General features: G+C 62.8%; 12 protein-coding genes. 9 read left to right on the forward strand and 3 right to left on the reverse strand.

From position 1 onward, the window contains the following. Positions 1-84 precede the first annotated feature (84 nt). Both zwf and gnd read right to left on the reverse strand, forming a co-directional pair. Entirely contained in the window at positions 85-1,587 is a 1,503-nt protein-coding gene (zwf, locus tag ACF8K2_RS04100; protein ID WP_392463582.1) for a glucose-6-phosphate dehydrogenase, read from the reverse strand. Continuing rightward, on the reverse strand, positions 1,584-2,567 hold the full coding sequence (gnd, locus tag ACF8K2_RS04105) for a phosphogluconate dehydrogenase (NAD(+)-dependent, decarboxylating) (RefSeq protein ID WP_186557238.1): 984 nt from the start codon (positions 2,565-2,567) through the stop codon (positions 1,584-1,586). Before gnd ends, zwf begins: the two co-directional genes overlap by 4 nt. Before the next feature lie 199 nt (positions 2,568-2,766). On the opposite strand from gnd, the gene ACF8K2_RS04110 reads away from it, so the two are divergent. The 5 genes from ACF8K2_RS04110 to ACF8K2_RS04130 all read left to right on the forward strand — a co-directional run bounded on the left by ACF8K2_RS04110 (position 2,767) and on the right by ACF8K2_RS04130 (position 7,797). Further along, entirely contained in the window at positions 2,767-2,934 is a 168-nt protein-coding gene (locus ACF8K2_RS04110; protein WP_225915609.1) for a DUF6026 family protein, read from the forward strand. Positions 2,935-3,074: 140 nt separating this feature from the next. After that, entirely contained in the window at positions 3,075-3,593 is a 519-nt protein-coding gene (locus ACF8K2_RS04115; protein WP_392463584.1) for a sigma-70 family RNA polymerase sigma factor, read from the forward strand. Next, a complete protein-coding gene (locus ACF8K2_RS04120) occupies positions 3,590-4,516 on the forward strand; it encodes a DUF4880 domain-containing protein (RefSeq protein ID WP_392463586.1) in 927 nt (308 codons plus the stop codon). The genes ACF8K2_RS04115 and ACF8K2_RS04120 overlap by 4 nt, the downstream gene beginning before the upstream one ends. A 66-nt stretch (positions 4,517-4,582) precedes the next feature. Then, positions 4,583-6,946, forward strand: coding sequence for a TonB-dependent siderophore receptor (locus ACF8K2_RS04125; RefSeq protein WP_392463588.1), 2,364 nt, complete (start codon positions 4,583-4,585; stop codon positions 6,944-6,946). A gap of 11 nt (positions 6,947-6,957) precedes the next feature. Beyond that, positions 6,958-7,797 carry an alpha/beta hydrolase gene (locus ACF8K2_RS04130; RefSeq protein ID WP_392463591.1) on the forward strand — a complete coding sequence of 280 codons (840 nt, stop codon included), beginning with the start codon at positions 6,958-6,960 and terminating at the stop codon, positions 7,795-7,797. Positions 7,798-7,803: 6 nt separating this feature from the next. On the opposite strand, the gene tssM is transcribed toward ACF8K2_RS04130, so the two are convergent. Then, entirely contained in the window at positions 7,804-11,469 is a 3,666-nt protein-coding gene (gene tssM, locus ACF8K2_RS04135) for a type VI secretion system membrane subunit TssM (protein WP_392463592.1), read from the reverse strand. Positions 11,470-11,788: 319 nt separating this feature from the next. On the opposite strand from tssM, the gene tssF reads away from it, so the two are divergent. From tssF to ACF8K2_RS04155, 4 genes are all read left to right on the forward strand, one after another. Beyond that, the gene (tssF, locus tag ACF8K2_RS04140; RefSeq protein WP_392463593.1) at positions 11,789-13,561 is read left to right on the forward strand and encodes a type VI secretion system baseplate subunit TssF; all 1,773 of its coding nucleotides are present in this window, start codon (positions 11,789-11,791) and stop codon (positions 13,559-13,561) included. Between the two features lie 14 nt (positions 13,562-13,575). Continuing rightward, positions 13,576-14,382 carry a type IVB secretion system protein IcmH/DotU gene (gene icmH, locus ACF8K2_RS04145; protein WP_392463595.1) on the forward strand — a complete coding sequence of 269 codons (807 nt, stop codon included), beginning with the start codon at positions 13,576-13,578 and terminating at the stop codon, positions 14,380-14,382. A 29-nt stretch (positions 14,383-14,411) separates the two neighbouring features. Further along, entirely contained in the window at positions 14,412-14,675 is a 264-nt protein-coding gene (locus ACF8K2_RS04150; protein WP_186557246.1) for a PAAR domain-containing protein, read from the forward strand. 166 nt (positions 14,676-14,841) lie between these two features. Then, positions 14,842-17,588: type VI secretion system Vgr family protein (locus ACF8K2_RS04155; RefSeq protein WP_392463596.1), on the forward strand; the 2,747-nt coding region annotated here is incomplete at its 3' end.

The raw sequence follows: 17,588 nt of genomic DNA on the forward strand, positions 1-17,588 counted from the left end.
CAGGTACGGCGCCGATCCTGAAAGCAGCGCTATCCCTGTGGTAGCGGGCTTGCCCGCGAAGAGGGCGACACCGATGCACAGCCATCAGCCCAGGGTATGCCACTCGCGCTTGTCGCGGCTGAGCAGCTCGTTACCGGCATCAGGGCCATTTTCACCTGCAGGGTACGGGTGCACTTCGCTTTCGCTGGCCCAGGCATCCAAAAACGGCTGCACCGCACGCCAGCCGTTCTCGATATTGTCCGCGCGCTGGAACAAGGTCTGATCGCCGGTCAGGCAGTCGTAGATCAAGGTCTCGTAACCAGTGGCCGGGGTCATCTTGAAGAAGTCTTTGTAGGCAAAACCCAACTCGACATTCTCCATCACCAACTCAGGCCCCGGGCGCTTGGCCTGCAAGTCGAACCACATCCCTTCGTTGGGCTGAATCTGGATCTTCAAGTAGTTGGGCTTGGGCCGCTCCAGCTCCGACTCCCGAAACTGCGCATACGGCGCGGGCTTGAAGCAGATGGCGATTTCGGTGTCGCGCACGCTCATGCGCTTGCCGGTACGCAAATAGAACGGCACACCGGCCCAGCGCCAGTTGTCGATCATCACCTTGAGGGCAACGTAGGTTTCGGTCTGGCTGTCCTTGCTGACGTTCGCCTCTTGGCGATAGCCCGGCACCCGCTTGCGGCCTTGCTTGCCGGCGCTGTACTGACCGCGCACGGAGTTTTTCAGGGCCATTTTCTGCGACCACGGGCGGATGGCGCCGATCACCTTGGCCTTCTCGCCGCGCACGGCATCTGCGCCGAACGCCGCCGGCGGCTCCATGGCGACCATCGCCAGCAGCTGGAACAAGTGGTTGGGCACCATGTCGCGCAACGCCCCGGTGTTGTCGTAGAAGGCGCCGCGGGTCTCGACGCCGACGGTTTCGGCGGCAGTAATCTGCACATGGTCGATGTAGTGGTTGTTCCAGAACGACTCGAACAGGCCGTTGGAGAAACGGCTGACGAGAATGTTCTGCACCGTCTCTTTGCCCAGGTAATGGTCGATGCGGTAGATCTGCCGCTCGCTCATCACTTTCAGCAGGCAGGCGTTAAGCGCCTCGGCGCTGGCCAGGTCAGTGCCAAACGGCTTTTCCACCACCACCCGGCGAAAGCCACCCGCCGATTCGTCGAGCAGGCCGGCAGCGCCCAAGCGCTGGGCCACTTCCGGGAAGAAGCGTGGCGAGGTGGCAAGGTAGAAAATCGCGTTGCCGTGGCTTGTCTTGTCAATGCGTTTGGCCAGCGCCTGGTAGGTGGCTGGGTCGAGAAAATCGCCCGTCTGGTAGTCCATGCGCTTGGCCAGGCGAGCCCAGACCTTGTCATCCAGGCACTTGCTAGCCCCTTCGCCCTTGTCGCGCTCGACCATGAAACTATGCAAGCGCTCGGCGAACTCTGTGGCGGTGGCGGCGTTGTGATCGACCCCGACGATGCGCAGGTTGCGATCGAGCAGACCATCGCGGCTCAGGTTGTACAGCGCCGGCGTCAGCAGGCGCTTGACCAAGTCGCCATTGGCGCCAAACAAGAACAACGTGCAGGGCGGCGCGGCGGGGATCTTCTGTTGGCTCATCCGCGTTTCTTCTCGACGTGGCCACCAAAGCCCAGGCGCATGGCCGAGAGCACTTTATCGCCGAAGGTGCCCTGTTGCTGACGCGAGCGAAAACGCGCGAACAGTGCACTGGACAGCACCGGCACCGGCACCGCCTGCTCGACCGCAGCATCGATGGTCCAGCGCCCTTCCCCGCTGTCGGACACCGAACCGCTGAACTCAGACAACGCAGGGTCAGCGACCAGGGCATCGGCAGTCAGGTCCAGCAGCCAAGAGGTGACCACGCTGCCACGGCGCCACACTTCGGCGATCTCGGCCACGTTCAAGTCAAAGCGCTGGGCTTCGGGCAACTCAGGGCCGCCCTTGCTGCGCAGCAGGTCGAAACCTTCGGCATAGGCCTGCATCAGGCCGTATTCGATGCCGTTGTGGATCATCTTCACGTAGTGCCCGGCACCGGGAGGGCCTGCGTGGATATAGCCATGCTCGGCGCGCTCATGCTCACCGCTGCGGCCTTGGGTACGCGGGATATCGCCGACCCCTGGAGCGAGGGTTTTGAACAGCGGTTCAAGGCGCTCGAACACCGCTTGCTCGCCGCCAATCATCATGCAATAACCGCGCTCCAGGCCCCAGACGCCACCGGAGGTGCCAACGTCCAGGTAATGCAGGCCACGCTTGGCCAGCTCGGCAGCGCGGCGCATATCGTCCTTGTAGAAGGTATTGCCGCCGTCGATGATCGCATCGCCCGGCTCAAGCAACTCAGCCAATTGGGCGATGGTCTGCTCGGTGGGCTCGCCGGCCGGCAGCATCACCCATACCGCGCGCGGCGCCTTGAGTTTCTGGATCAGCGCGCCGAGGTCGTGCGCACCTTGGGCGCCCTCGGCTTCCAAGGTAGTCACCGCTTCGCGGTTGCGGTCATGGACCACGGTACGATGCCCTGCACGCATCAGCCGTCTTGCGATATTGCCGCCCATGCGGCCCAGCCCGACGATTCCCAGTTGCATGTGCTGACGCTCCCCTTAGAGATGGATGACAAGGCGGTTCAGGTTTTCAGATTAGTCCAGCACTTCGCCCGAGGGTTCAGCGACGAACGGCGTGACAACGATAAACAAAAAAGTTCCCAAGGCCGCAGAAAGAATTCAGAATGCGCGCCGCGCGAGCGTCTACGCTTACAAATGTCACTAGCCAATTGCGAGGTGTGCAATGGGTACCTTGATGCCAGCTACTCCCGTCCAGACCCTTTATGTCTCCGTACGCCGTGATGAACTGCGCCGTCTGAAGGAAGAGCGTGACCAATTGCAGCGCCAGGTTGCGCAGTTGAGCCTGCTGCTCGAACAGAGCCGCAGTGAAGGTAAAGCTGTCAGCGTCTGATTGACCCTCCTCCAGTGGGAGCTGATCCGGCTCCCACGTTGCCTCCCCTGCCCCGTAAAAACAGTTGAACTGGGAACGATTCGCGTTTATGGTGCGCGCTTTCGTGATTCCCTCTTCTATTGTCTGCCCCGGGGCGTTCCATGTCGCTGCCTGAAACGGATTCGATCATCCCGCTCGAGGTCTTGTACGGCACCCACCGCGGGTGGCTACACGGCTGGCTGCGCCGTTCACTGGGCTGCTCGCAGCAAGCGGCGGACCTGGCCCAGGACACCTTCGTGCGCCTGCTGGTACGCAACCAGCCGATCAGCGACCGTGCGCCGAAAGCACTGCTGGCGCGCATCGCCCGCGGCCTGGTGATCGACCACTGGCGCCGCGATGCGCTGGAGCGCGCCTACCTGCAAGCGCTGGCCCTGGTGCCCGAGGCCAACTACCCCTCGCCTGAAGTACGCCACGAGGCGCTGCTGTGCCTGGAACGCATCGCGCAGATGCTCGAAGGGCTCAAGCCTGTAGTGCGCGAAGCCTTCCTGCTCTATCAACTGGGCGGCCTGACCCACGCCCAGGTCGCCGAACAACTGGCCATCTCCAGCCGCACCGCCGAGCGTCACGTGGCCAATGCCCTGCTGCATTGTTATCGGGTGTGTTTCGAGGAGGCGCCATGAGCGCCAGCGCCGAGCGCATACCCGAAGCCATTGTGTGCAAGGCCATCGAATGGCAAATGCGCCTGCGCGAGCATCCCGACAGCCACGAGCTGCACGCCCAGCTCCAGGCCTGGCGCCTGCGCGATGGCCGTCATGAACTGGCCTGGCAGCGCATGCGTCAGTTGAGCGGGCATTTCAATGCCAGCCAATTACCCGATGCCGCCCAGACCAACGCACTGCTACGCCGCGCCGAAACTGACCTGGACCGACGACGCATGCTCAAGCTGCTCGGCGTCGGCGCGGCGCTGGGCGCCAGCACCCTGCTGGTGAGCAAGGCACCACCGGGCTGGCGTAGCGATTTCGCCACGGCCACCGGCGAGCGCCGTCAGCTGGCACTGGCCAGTGACCTGCAGGTGATGCTCAACACCAACAGCGCAGTCGATGTGCACGGCCATGCGCTGACGTTGCGGGCCGGCGAAGTCTTGCTCGACGGCGCCGATTGGCGCGCCCACTGCCGCTATGCGCTGTGTGACGGCAAGCAGGCACGGGCGGTACTGCGCGAACAGCAAGGCTACAGCGAACTGCACGTCGAACGCGGTGAAGTGCTGGTGCGCGCCAGCAGCGGCATGCGCAGCGTCCAGGCCGGCACCGGCCTGGCCATCGACGCCCAGGGCATGCGTGCCTTGGCGCCGGGGCCACTCGACCCGTTCGCCTGGAGCCGTGGCCTGCTGATGGTCAGCGATATCCGCCTGGGCGATTTGCTCGCCGAAGCCGGCCGCTACCGTCACGGCTGGTTAGGCTGCGATGCGGCGGTGGCGGATCTGCGCTTGTCCGGGGTGTTCCGCCTGGATGAACCGGCGCTGATGCTGCGCAACATCACCCACCTGTTGCCGGTGCGCATCGTCGAGCGCAGCCGCTGGTGGGTGCGAGTTGTCCAGGCATAAAAAAACCTGTCGGACTTTTGCGCCTCATCCGGTTAGGGATGATCACTTCCTGAACGGACCCTTTTCATGTTGCCCGCCCGCCGCTCCCCCAAACCCCTAGCGCCCTTCCCCAGCCGCACCCTGCCACGTGCCATCTGCCTGGCGCTGAGCCTGTTCGCAGGTTCCGCCCTGGCCCAAGCGCAAAGCGCCCCGAGCATTGCTGCCGGGCCGCTGGATCAAGCACTGAGCACCTTCGCCGAGCGTGCGGGCATCACCTTGTCGTTTTCCCCAGAGGCTGTACGTGGGTTGAACAGCCCAGGCCTGGCGGGTGGCGGCTCGTTGGAGGATGGCCTGAGCCATATGCTCAGCGGCAGCGGCCTGGCCGCGCACAAGACCGCCGCTGGCTACGTGGTGCTGCCTGCACCGAGCGATTCGGGCGTGCAACTGGAGCCGACCACTATCGACGCTAAAGGCACGCAGAGCGCCTTTGCCCCAGTCGACGGCTACTTCGCCAGCAATGCCAGCAGCGCCACCAAGACCGACCGCCCGATCCTGGAAACCGCGCAAAGCATCAGCGTGGTAACCGCCGAACAGATTGCCGACCGCAAGGTCGATCGGGTCGAAGACGCCGTGGCCTATACCGCTGGCGTGCGGGTCGGCAGCTCTGGGTTGGACCCACGCTTTGACATGATCAGCGTGCGCGGCTTTGAGACCACCATGACCGCCGACTTCCTCGACGGCCTGCGCCAACCGGGCAGTGGCTGGCTGTCGCTGTACCAGACCGAGGCCTACAACCTTGAGCGCATCGAAGTGCTCAAGGGCCCCTCATCGGTGCTCTACGGCCAGATCAGCCCAGGTGGCATGGTCAACCGGGTGAGCAAGCGCCCGAGCCTGCTGGCCAAGAACGAAGTGCAGATCCAGTCGGGCAACTACAACCACCAACAGGGTCAGTTCGATATCGGCGGGCGCCTGGATGAGCAAGGTGACCTGCTGTTTCGCGTGGTCGGTGTCTATCGCGACGCGGAAAACTACATCGAACAGCTGAACAACGACGTGCGCCTGATCGCGCCCTCGCTGACCTGGCAGATCGACCCCGACACCCGCCTCACCGTGCTGGCGCAATACCAAGAGCGCGAAACCGCCGCCTCGCCGATGCTCTATCAGCAAGGCGATCACCTGACCAACTTCTGGCAGGGCGATGAGTACTTCGACAAACTCGAACAGCGCCAGTGGACCCTGGGCTACGAGTTCGAGCACGTCTTCAACGATACTTTCACCTTCCAGCAGAACCTGCGCTACGGCCAGGTCGATACCACCAACCAGTACCTGCAGCCGTACCAGGAGCGCGGCACGGTGCTCGACCGCTACGCGGTGGGGGTCTACGAACAGCTGAGCTCGTTGTCGACCGACACCCGCCTGGTCAGCCACTTCGCCACCGGCGACTGGCGGCACACCCTGGTCAGCGGCTGGGATTACGCCCTGGTCGACACCAAGCTGTTCTATGCCATGGGGCCGGCGCCGTCGATTGACCGCTTCGCTCCCAACTATCACCAACCGGTGGCGCGCCCAAGCGATGCGCTGGCCGACGAGGATGGCCTGGAGCACCGCAGCGGCCTGTACCTGCAAGACCAGATCGAAATCGATCGCTGGCGCCTGTCGGCCGGCCTGCGCCGCGACTGGGTCAACGTGCGCCGCAGCAACAACCTGGTCGCCGACAACAGCGCCAACCGCAACGACAACGACTCGGCCACCACCGGCTCGCTCGGCGTGCTCTATCTGTTCGACAACGGCGTGGCGCCCTACGCCAGCTACGCCACCTCGTTCCTGCCGCAAAGCAGCAGCCAGCCCGATGGCAGCCCGTACAAGGCGACCGAGGGCGAGCAGTACGAAGTGGGCGTGAAGTACCAACCACCGGGCAGCGCAACGATGCTCACCGCCTCGCTCTATCACCTGACCCAGCAGAACGTGCTCAACCGCGACCTGTCCGACCCCACCCGCAGCATCGCCACCGGCGAGCAAGTTTCGCGTGGTCTTGAGCTGGAAGCGGTGTCCGACCTCACCGAGCGCTTGAAGATGACCGCCAGCTACAGCTTCAACGACGCTGAAGTGACCAAGAGCACCGACGGCAACGAGGGTAAAGAACCGCTGAACGTGCCACGTCACCTGGCCTCGTTGTGGCTCGACTACCGCCTGCCGCTGGGCTTCGGCGTGGGGGGCGGTGCGCGTTACACCGGCAGCAACTATGGCGATGCGCAGAACACCGTGAAGAACGAAGGCTACACCCTGGTCGATGCTGGTGTGCACTACGACTTCGGCGGCGGCCTGGACGGCGTACGCCTGGCGTTCAACGCGCGCAACCTGTTCGACAAGCGCTACATCAATTGCCAGCAGGGCTACTGCTACCGCGGTGAAGCGCGCAGCCTGGTCACCAGCCTCAGCTATCGCTGGTAAGGAGCACACGCATGTTTGCCAGACTGTTTCTATTCATAGGTACATTGCTGTTGGCCAGCCTGTCGCTGGCCCAGGCAGATCCGGTCAGCCTGGACGGCAGCGAGCAGTGGACGATGACAAGCGCCGAAGGCCGCGAGTACCGCATCATGATCAGCCTGCCCGAGGGCGATGTGCCCTGGACGGGGGGGTATCCGGTGATCTACCTGTTGGACGGCAATGCCTACTTCCCCGCCTTCCATGCCGCCAAACGCGCGCAGGACAGGTTGCGCGGCGCGATCCTGGTCGCCATTGGCTACCCCAGCGACACCCCGCTGGACTTCGAGCGCCGCGCCTTCGACCTGTCGCCACCGCAACCGCCTGAGCGCAACGTGCCGCCCCAGGGCGGCCAGGATCTGTTTCTCGACTTCATCGAACAGCGCCTGATGCCCAAGGTCAACGCACGCTTCAAGGTCGACCAGGATCAACGTAGCCTGGTCGGGCATTCGTTTGGCGGGATGTTCGGCGTGTACACCCTGTTCACCCGGCCGCAGCTCTTCCAGCACGTGGTGGCGGTGAGCCCCAGCCTTTGGTGGCGCGATCGCTACCTGATGGCGCACGAGCGCACCTTCACCCAGCGCGCCCAGGCCGGGCAGATCGACCTGACCCATAGCAGCCTGAGCTTGCTGATGGGCGAGCGCGAGATGCCACAAGAGATCCAGGATGCGCGCTCGCTGCAACTGAGGCTCGAGCAGCTCTCGCAGTACGGGCTGCGCAGTGATTTTCAGGTCGAGCCGGGCGAGGATCACATGTCGATGCCGTTCCGCGTCGCAGCCAGGGTGCTGGATGAGTTGCTCAGTACCCGGCGTTTTTGACTGTCGCTACTGCACCCAGGCAGCCGCCTGCTGCTCCACCACGCTTGGCTGCAGCAGAGCCCGTGGCAGGGAGAACCCCTTGAACGGCTGCTGGGTGATCGGGTTGAAGGTTTTTTCCGAACTCAGCTTGTAACGCATCATGCCATCCCCGGTCCGGAAGCTCAGGTCGACACTGGTCGCAGTGCGGCCATTGAGCGCGCCGCGGCTGAGCAGGCGAAACATCGCCCAGGGGCCGCGGTACTCCAGGCTGCTGGTAGTGCCGTTGCGCCTGAGCAGGGTCAGGTTGCTGCGCATCGGGCTACCTTTGTTCGGCCAGATCACCCCACTGATGAACGGGGCCCCATGGGTGTAGGAAACCGTCTGCCCGTCCAGGTCCAACAGGCTGGTGCGCTGGTTTGGGCTCAAGCCCAAGGGTTCGATGTTGAACTGCACACTGAGATTGCCGCTGGCGTCGAAGAAGGTTTCGCGGATGCGCTCAGCCGCCGCTAGCTGCTCGATCACCTCCCGCCGGACCAATTGATTGCGCTGCTCGCCGCCGTGCAGCGCGTCGGGTATGTCCTTGAGGAAGACGTCCAGATACTGCGCCTGGAACGTCTGCAAGCGCCCTTTGGGGCCAAAGAACGCCTCGAAGTCTTCCAGTGCTGCATCCTCGGCACGCACCCGGAACGGATAGCGACCCGCCAGGCGCGCCTGAAAAAAGCTGTAGACATCCACCTGCCAACGTTTCTCCAGCTCACGCAGGGCCGCCACCGTCAGCACTTGTGCAGTGTGCTCGGCCAGGTCGCGAACCTGCTGATTGAGCGGCTCGGGCAGGCCGCTGGCAATGCGCTGCACATTGGCAATCGGGTCGGGCTCAGTCTGGGTAAAGCGTGATGTCACCAGGGCCAGCGCCGCCTTGCCGCGGTTGGGGCTGTCCTGCACTGACTTGGCGTAGTCCTGCATGGCGCTGATCGCCTTGATCGTTTCGTCGTAGTAGCTAGGTTTGTCGCCCTCTCCAGCCAGCATCCCAGACAAGCCATTGAAGGCGCGTCGGATGCCCTGGGCCTGGAGCTGCGCCGCAGCGTGTTGAGCAGCGCCCTGCTCGTCAATGCCAGCCGCCACCGCGACTTGAGGGTAGATGACCGACTGCTCGCGAACCGCTTCAAGCAGACGGCGCATGGGCGCTGCCGGCCCAGTGATGTGCTCCAGCACGGTCAAGGCCTGGCTCAGATCGGCAAACGCTTGGACACTCAGCTGATTCAGCGCTCGTCGCCAGGTATCGATGTAATCGGCGCTGTACAGCGCTTGCAGGCGGCTAAGCAAGGCCTGCCGATCATGCTCTGAGTAATCGAGCGCAGCCCGCTCACCGAGCACCCATTGATCGATCATCGCCAGCTCAGTGACGGCTTTGCTACGCGGTTCGAAAAACTGCTTGAAGCCATTGGCCGTCATCAAGGCCGGTACAATCAGGGCGTCGTCGCCATCGCTGTCGCCAGCTTGCGGCAGCTGGAAGACAAGATCGAAGGCTGGCCCCACCTGGTTGCGCAGGTCGAACGCGCCATGCAAGTGCTCTTGGGCATCCTGCTTGAGCATCAGGTACAACCGCTGCTCCAGGGGCAACTTGCGCAATTGTTGCTGCGCCTCGCTGATCAGCGGGTCGTTGGCTGGCAAGTCGGCGTCGGCGTAGCTCAAGCCGTATTCAAGGTGGCGCATCAACGCCGTCTGCACCGCGCGCTCGCCAGGGTAAGCCTGCTGCCAGCGCTTGGCCATCCACTCCTGCACCACCTGCGCACGGCGGTTGTTGCGCTCTTCGAGCATCCGATAGACACGCAGCGCTGCCAACTGCTCGTCGCTGCCGGGGGCGGCTTGGCGAATCGTCTCAAGCACACCCTTGGCCAAGGCCGGGAGAAAACGCCGCGATAACACATTCAGGTAGGCGTGATCGACCATCGGCCCGATAGCACGCCCTTGGTACAGCCCCAGGTTAGCCAGCGGCCACGCCTCACGGTAATTGCCATAGACCGCCAATGCGCCGTGGATTTCGTCGAGCGAGGCGAGCAAGTTGCGTCCGGTAGGGTCAAGGTTCTGCTCATCGTCGAGCTGACTGAACAGCTGGCTTCTGGCCAGGACTTGGTCGGTCTTGGCGCGGTTGTCCAAGTAGTAATTGGCCCAGGCTGCGGTCAAGCACAGCCCTAGCACGCCAGCGGCGATCGAGCCTGCCAGCAAGTGACGGCGCTTGCGTAGCGCCACCTTCATGTTATCGCCGGCCAGGCCTGCTTCGGGGTAGACGACCCGCTGCAACAGGTGCTGGGCAAAATACACCACCGAGCGACCTTGCGGCTTGGCAGCGTTAGCCAACTCGACGAAGCCATAAGTGCGCGCGGCCTTGCCCAGAAAGGCGTTGGACAGCACTCCTTGCTGGTACACCGACGACAGGTATAGCCCACGCACCAAGGCCGGTGTGCTGTAGCGATCACTGCCGAGCACATCGCGCAGAAAACTCAGCAGCAGCGGCTGCAAGCCGCTGACCTGGCGCGTCAGGCACAGCAGCATTTCACGTTCCTGCTGCGCGCGCGGCTCACCCATGGCCTGCAGCACCCGCTCGTTGAGCAGCGTGACCATCTGCGCATAGGCCTTGGCCAACTCCTCCAACCAAGTGTCGAACGCATGCACGGCATCGAGGCTGAAGGTAAAACCGAAAATCTCCTCACGCTGCGCAGCGGGCAGACCGGCGAACAGCTCTTCGAAGCCTTCGAGCAAGTCAAATTTGCTCAACACCACATACAGCGGCAGGCGCACGCCCAATTCTGCACTGAGCTCGAACAAACGTGCCCGGAGCACGAACGCCAGGGCACGACGCTGCTCGGGCGTACCTTCAAGCAATGCCACCACATCGACCAGCAACACGATGCCATTGAGCGGCTGACGACTGCGATTGCGCGCCAGCCAACCGAGCAAATGCTGCCATAGGCGCTTTTCGGCTTGCGCCGGCAGGCCCAGCCCAGACTGCTCGTGCAGCACACCCGCAGGCGGCGGCCCCACGGATAGGTGCTCATCATCGTCGCCAGCGGCACTAGCAAGCGCTGGCGCGGCAACCTGGCGCTCGGGTTGGCTGATGAACTCGCCCGGCGGGTCGATCATCACCGCCTGCTCGCCCATCCACCAATCGATCGGATAGGCCAGGTCAGGATCGCTCGGCTGCGCTTGTCGCGTTACCCGGCTCAGGGCGAAGTTCTGACTGGAGCGCTCGATGAAGCTGGACTTGCCGGCATGTTGCTCACCCAGCACCAGGTACCACGGCATACGGTACAGGTAGCCACGCTCATGACTGTGGCTACGCAAGGTCGCCAGGCTGGCATCGAGCGCGCGCGTCTGGGCCTGCAGATGAACCAGGCAAGGGTCTTCAAGGCGCTCGGTGTGCTGTTGGCGCTCACCCAGCAGTTGCCGATTGCGCCAAAACAGCCACACGGCCCAGAGCGACAACGGCATCGCCAACACCAGCGTGCTGGCCGCTACCCGCATTGCCAAGGGCGCAAGTGGTTGCCGCTCACCCCAGTTCCAGTCCGGCCCTAGCCACCAGATCGCAACCAGCAGTGCCACGACCAGCGCAGCCAGCAGCCACACCGTTAGCAGTGCGAGATGAGGCTGGAACTTTGCCCAACCGCGCAACAGAACGTCCTTGCCCCGATTCATTATTAGACGCGTCCTCTACTTCACACTGACAACCCACCGCCGCGTCATTTAATTAGCGACGCCATGCGTTCTATCGAAAAACCAACGCACAGTAACAGCAGATAAAAAACTTTGACAAGCAACGACAACAAAACATATTCCCTTACATATTGATAACAGCCATAGCGTAAATGGGCGAGTAGCATCGAACGCTATTTAAGTGCCAGCCCATACAAAAAGCAAGAAACTTCCTACAAGTTACCCAGCAATGTAAAAACTTAGTTCCACCATGCATACCCATTGAACTTGCATTTATCAAGCCGCCGCAACGAGCACGCCCATGACTTTCAAAAGCGACTATCAATCCGAGCTGGCTTTTCTTCGAGCGCTGGCGCATGACTTCGCTCAGGACGACCCCAGGCTCGCCCAGTTTCTGGATAACGAATCAGGCGATGAAAGCATCGAGCGGCTCTTCGAAGGCTTCGCGTTCCTCACCACCCAGTTGCGGCGCAAGCTCGATGACGACCTGCCAGAAACCACCCACCCACTGCTGCAGGTGCTCTGGCCCAATTACCTGCGGCCCGTGCCTAGCCTGACCTTGGTGCGATTCGAACCTATCGCCAAGGCCATCAGCGAACGTCAACCCATCGCCAAGGGCACTCGATTGTTCTCATCCCAGGTTGAGGGCGTGTCATGTGAGTTTCGCACCTGCACGCAGGTGGCGATCCACCCCCTGCAACTAACAGCCGTCACTACCGAACACCGGCCTGACAGTTCAATCCTGCGCATCGAGTTGCAATCACTGACTGAGCTGGCGCTCAAGCATTCAGGCTGCGACAACTTCACCGTGCAACTGATCGGTGAGCCGATCGCTGCACAAACGCTCTATCTTTGGCTTAGCCAGCACTTGCGGCGCATCAGTATCGTCATCGATGACAAGATCCTCAGCCTGCCGCCGAACATCATCGACTTCCCAGGCTTTACGCCAGAGGAGGCACTATTACCCAGCCCTCGGGCAGAGCTGGATGGCTATCGCCTACTGCAGGAGTACTTTCATTTCCCGCAGCGCTTCTGGGCATTCACATTAAATGAGCTGGCTGCCTATCTACCGGATTACCCAACTGAGCAGGTCAGTTTCCAATTTACATTCCATAAACCCTTACCCGCAGGCTGTGATCTGCGCCTAGAAGATCTGGCCCTGTACTGCACACCCGCGATCAATCAATTCCAACATACCGTCGAAGCCACCCCCCTCGACGGCCAGGACAGCTCGATGCTGTTGCAGCCGCCCGGGGTAAACCAGACCCGAGGCGAGGTATTTTGCGTCGACCGGGTTCGCGCATGCCGCTACGAAAATGACCAGGGCCAAACGAAAAAACAGTGGCTGTACGATCTACAGCCATTCGAAAGCCTCGACCACCCCGCGGCACTGGCTGAGCAGGAGGCCCGCCCCTACTACCAGGAAGTCGTCGAGCTCATCCCGAGCAAGGATCAAAGCCAGCGAATCCTGCGCTTGCTCCAGCGTGACGGCAAAGCCTGGCGCGGCAACCGCGAAGTCCTCAGCATTGAAATGACCTGCACCCACGGCCAACTGCCCAGCCAGCTGGGCATCGGTGAGATCGATCGCCCCAGCCAATCCACCCCGGCTTTTGCCAACTTCAGCAATATCACCCGCCCGACCCAAAGCCTGCCGCCGCTCCTGGATGGCCAGCTGCACTGGCAATTGCTGTCGAACCTGTCGCTCAACAGCCTGTCGCTGAACTGCGCCGAAGGCTTGCGCGCAGTGCTGGCTAGCTACGACTTTGCCGGCCTCACCGACCTGCCCAAACAGCGCGCCACCCGCGCCCGCCTGCAAGCCATCGAACAGGCCGACACCCGGCCGCTGGACTGGCTGTTCAAAGGTGTACCCGTGCGCGGCCTGAACACTACGCTGCGCGTCGATCCAAGCCCGTTCGACAGCGACGGCGAGCTGTACCTGTTCGGCAGCGTGCTGTCGTACTTCTTCACGCTTTACGCCAGCCCACAGTCGTTCCACAAGCTGGACATCATCAACACCCGTAGCAATGAGCACTACAGCTGGCCGGCCCGTATTGGCCGACAAGTCACGCTCTGAAAAGGAGGCAACTGATGCAATCTCCACCGGCAGCGCCGAGCAACCGCTTCGAGCACATCGAGCAGGCGAACACCGGCTGGCACGGCGGCCGACGCGCTCGCAGCCACGTCATCGACCGCATCGACTTCGAGCTGCGCGGCAGCAGCTACAACCCGCTGACCGATGCCAGCATGCCCCTGCTTGGGCTGGTGATACGCCTGCGCCACAGCCATAGCTTCGACTACATCGCCCAGTTGCATGGCGACGTCAAGCTACAGATAACCGCCATCCTGCAAGAGCTTGGCCAGCTCCACTATGACCCAACCACCCTCTCGGCCTTCAGCTATTGCCTGTGCGTATTCGTCGACGAGGCCGTCTTGACCACCCCGTGGGGCCAGCAGTCGGTCTGGGGCAGTGATCCGATGCTCAGCTGCCTGCACAACGAAACCTGGGGTGGCGCCAAGTTCTTTGCCTTGCTCGACCGCATGCTGCTCGAGCCGAGCAAGTACGCCGATGTCCTGCTGTTCATGTACCTCTGTCTGTGCCTTGGCTACAAGGGCCAGTACGCCATCCAGGCCGATGGCAGCAACACCCTGCAAGCCTTGATCAGCCGCCTGCAGCACACCCTGCGAGCGCTGCGCGGACCGCTGCCTGAACAGCTGACCAAGCCGCTGGACAACCTCGCCCCACGCCATTACCGCATGAACCGGCAATGGCCCTGGTGGACACCTTGGGTGGTGCTCTGCGGCGTCTGCACGGCGGTGTACGGGGTGTTGTCCTGGCGGTTGCAGCACAGCACCCAAGAAGTCTTGCAGGCCTTAAGTGACATCCTGGTCCGATAACCCCACTTCACTGCGTAGGAGAGTGCCCCATGAAAGCGATAGTGCGCCTGGGCGACAAGACCGATCACGGCGGCAGCGTGATCGAATCGATCCCCCACACCCATCTCAATGGCCGGCCAATGGCGGGCAAAGGCAACCTGGTGGCCTGCCCCTTGTGCAAGGGCAGCTTTCCCATCATCGAAGGTAGCCCCACCTATTCGGTCAATGGCACGCCGGTCGCCCTGGACGGCATGAAAACCGCCTGCGGCGCCTCGCTAATCGCCAGTAACAGCCAGGCCAGCGTGCACCGCTAGTCGCGGCAGCGGTCGCGATAGCCGCATTTAGAGAAATTTCCCACGCTCGCATCAGACCGGTCTGCTTTTGACCGAGAAGTGCTTCCTTGCACCATCGAGCCCAAACGGATGCCCTGCCCCTGCGGGGTTCATCCTGGCCCATGGATCGGCGATGCAGGAAGCCCGAATGCCCACACAGCAGGATGTGCGCTTTACCTTCAGTTGCGCGAACGACATCGCCTTCGATGTCGTCAGCTTCACGCTTAGCGAAGCGATCTCCGAGTGCTTTTCGTTGCAGATCGAACTGGTCAGCGACGACCCCGATATCGATTTTGCGCAACTGCTCGACCTGCCCGCCTGCCTGACCGTGTGGAGCCACGGCGAAGCAGTGCGCCATGTGCACGGCATCATCAGCCGCTTCGAGCAAGGCAGCAGCGGTCAGCGGCGCACCCGCTACAGCGCCGAAGTCATTCCGCAACTGGCCCGTGCCCTGCTGCGTTCGGACTGGCAAGTGTTCCAGCACCGCAGCGTGACGCAGATCCTCGATGAGCAATTGCAGTCGCGCTACCGGCTCAGTGCCGAGCAACGCCTGACCTGCCCCCATCAACCGCGCGAGTACTGCGTCCAAGTGGGCGAGCTGGACCTGGACTTCTATCAACGCCTGGCCGCCGAAGAAGGCCTGCTGTCGGTCTTCCGGCACAGTGCCAGCGCGCATGCATTGATCTACACCGACCGAATCATGACCCTCGGCGCCATCGAAGGCGCGCCAGTGCTCTATCAGCCTAACCCCGGCGGCGACCAGCCGCAGCCGGCACTGCGCCGCTTCAGCTACCGCGAGCAGCTGCGCAGCAGCAGCCAGACCCAGCGCGACTACAGTTTCAAACACCCCCGCTACGACCAGCAGCACAGCGTCCAGGCCCAAGGCCTCGAACACCACCACCCACGCTATGAACGCTATGACGCACCCGGGCGCTACAAGCGTGATGAAGCCGGCCTGCCCTTCACCCAGACCCGCCTCAAGGCGCTGCGCCGTGATGCGCGCACAGCCACGGTCATGGGCGACGATGCGCGGATTGTCCCCGGCCTTGCCTTCACCCTCACCGGCCACCCACGCGAGAGCCTGAACAGTGGCTGGCGCGCGGTGAGCATGCGGCATGAAGGCGTGCAACACACCAGCCTGGAGGAAGAAGCGGCAGGTGCCGAAGTCGGCACCCGCTACAGCTTCACCGCTGAGCTGATCCCCGACAGCGTCGACTGGAAAGCGCCGCTGCTGGCCAAGCCGCGCATCGACGGGCCACAGATTGCCCATGTGGTTGGCCCGAGCAACGAGGAGATCTTCTGCGACGAGCACGGTCGGGTGCGCTTGCAGTTTCCTTGGGACCGCCAAGGTCGCGAGGATGGCCATAGTTCCTGTTGGGTGCGGGTGGCTCAGCAGTGGGCTGGCGCCGGTTGGGGCCATATGGCGATTCCACGGGTGGGCCAGGAAGTGGTGGTGGCCTTTCTCGATGGCGATGGCGACCAGCCGCTGGTGATTGGCCGTAGCTACCATGCGGTCAACCGGCCGCCGTACAAGTTGCCCGATTTCAAGGCGCTGAGCCCGATCCGCAGCAAGGAGCACAAAGGCCAACGCCACAACGAGCTGCGCCTGGACGATACCGAAGGGCAAATCAGTGCCACGCTGATGAGTGACCACCAGGCCTCGGCCCTGCACCTGGGCTATCTGACCCACCCTCGCCCCCTGGGCGGTCAACCACGCGGCGAAGGTTTCGAGCTACGCAGCGATGGCCACGGCGTGGTACGCGCCGGCGCCGGATTGCTATTGACCACCGAGCCCCGGCGCAATGCCTGCGAGCACCATACCGACCTGGCCGAAACCGCCGAACGCCTGGGCGTTGCCCAGCAGTACCACGAAACGTTCTACGCCCTCGCACGTGATCACCTGGCCCAAGAGGCAGGCGATCAGGATGACGTCGCCAAGGCCCTGCACGACCAGCATCAGGCCATCAAAGGCAGTGGTGCCCGCACCGAACTGGGCACCCCGCAACTGGTCATGGCCAGCCCGGCCGGCATCGCCACCTCAACGCCTGGGTCCATCCACATTGCCAGCGGCGAACACCTGGCCTTGAGCAGTGGCGGCCACACCAGCCTGGCCATCGGCAAGCGCCTGCTGGTCAGTGCCAGCCGGGGCATGCGCAGCTTCGTGCAGAGCCTTGGTTGGCGCCTGGTCGCCGCCTCCGGCGACATCGATATCCGCGCCCTGAAAGACAACATCAACCTGCTGGCCAAGCTCAAGGTCAGCGTCACGGCCGAGCGCATCACCCTCAGTGCCAAGGAAGAGCTGGTGATCCAGGCCGCCGGCAGCAGCACCACCTACAACGCTGGCGGCATCAGCCACGCCACCAGTGGGGTGTATAGCGCCCATGCCAGCGACTTCGTGTACCAGGGCGCGAAGAGTGAGGCGGCGGCGTTTCCTGAGGAACTCACGACGGGCAAAGGGAATTTGCAATTGTTTCAACGCTACGCCAACACGCACAGTTTCGAGGGCAGCACATACCGGGTCGAGGATGCGCTGGGCAAGGTATTCAAAGGCTCGCTCGACAACAAAGGGCATGCACAAATCGACGGTGTGGCACCAGGCCCTGCGAGCGTACTGTTTGGGCTAGACCAAACCGATGTGTGGACGACGCCAGGCTTTGTTGACGAACTCAATCGCCCTGCTCTGGCTGACCAGCTGCCGGTGGAAACGCCTAGGCTTGCTCAGCCCCTCATCAATGAAGTCGTGTCGATCAGCAAGGTCGCTGCGCTCACAACCACACCGAGCTTTGCCACAGCAGCACTGAGCAACGCAGTGCCATTGGCAGCAAGAACACGCCCCTCCCCCACTAACACGGTACTCGGCCTTCTCCCAGCCGCCCGCTCGGCCACGGAGCACAG

Origin of the sequence: Pseudomonas sp. xss_2 (assembly GCF_043104195.1) — a bacterium.
GTDB lineage: Bacteria > Pseudomonadota > Gammaproteobacteria > Pseudomonadales > Pseudomonadaceae > Aquipseudomonas > Aquipseudomonas urmiensis.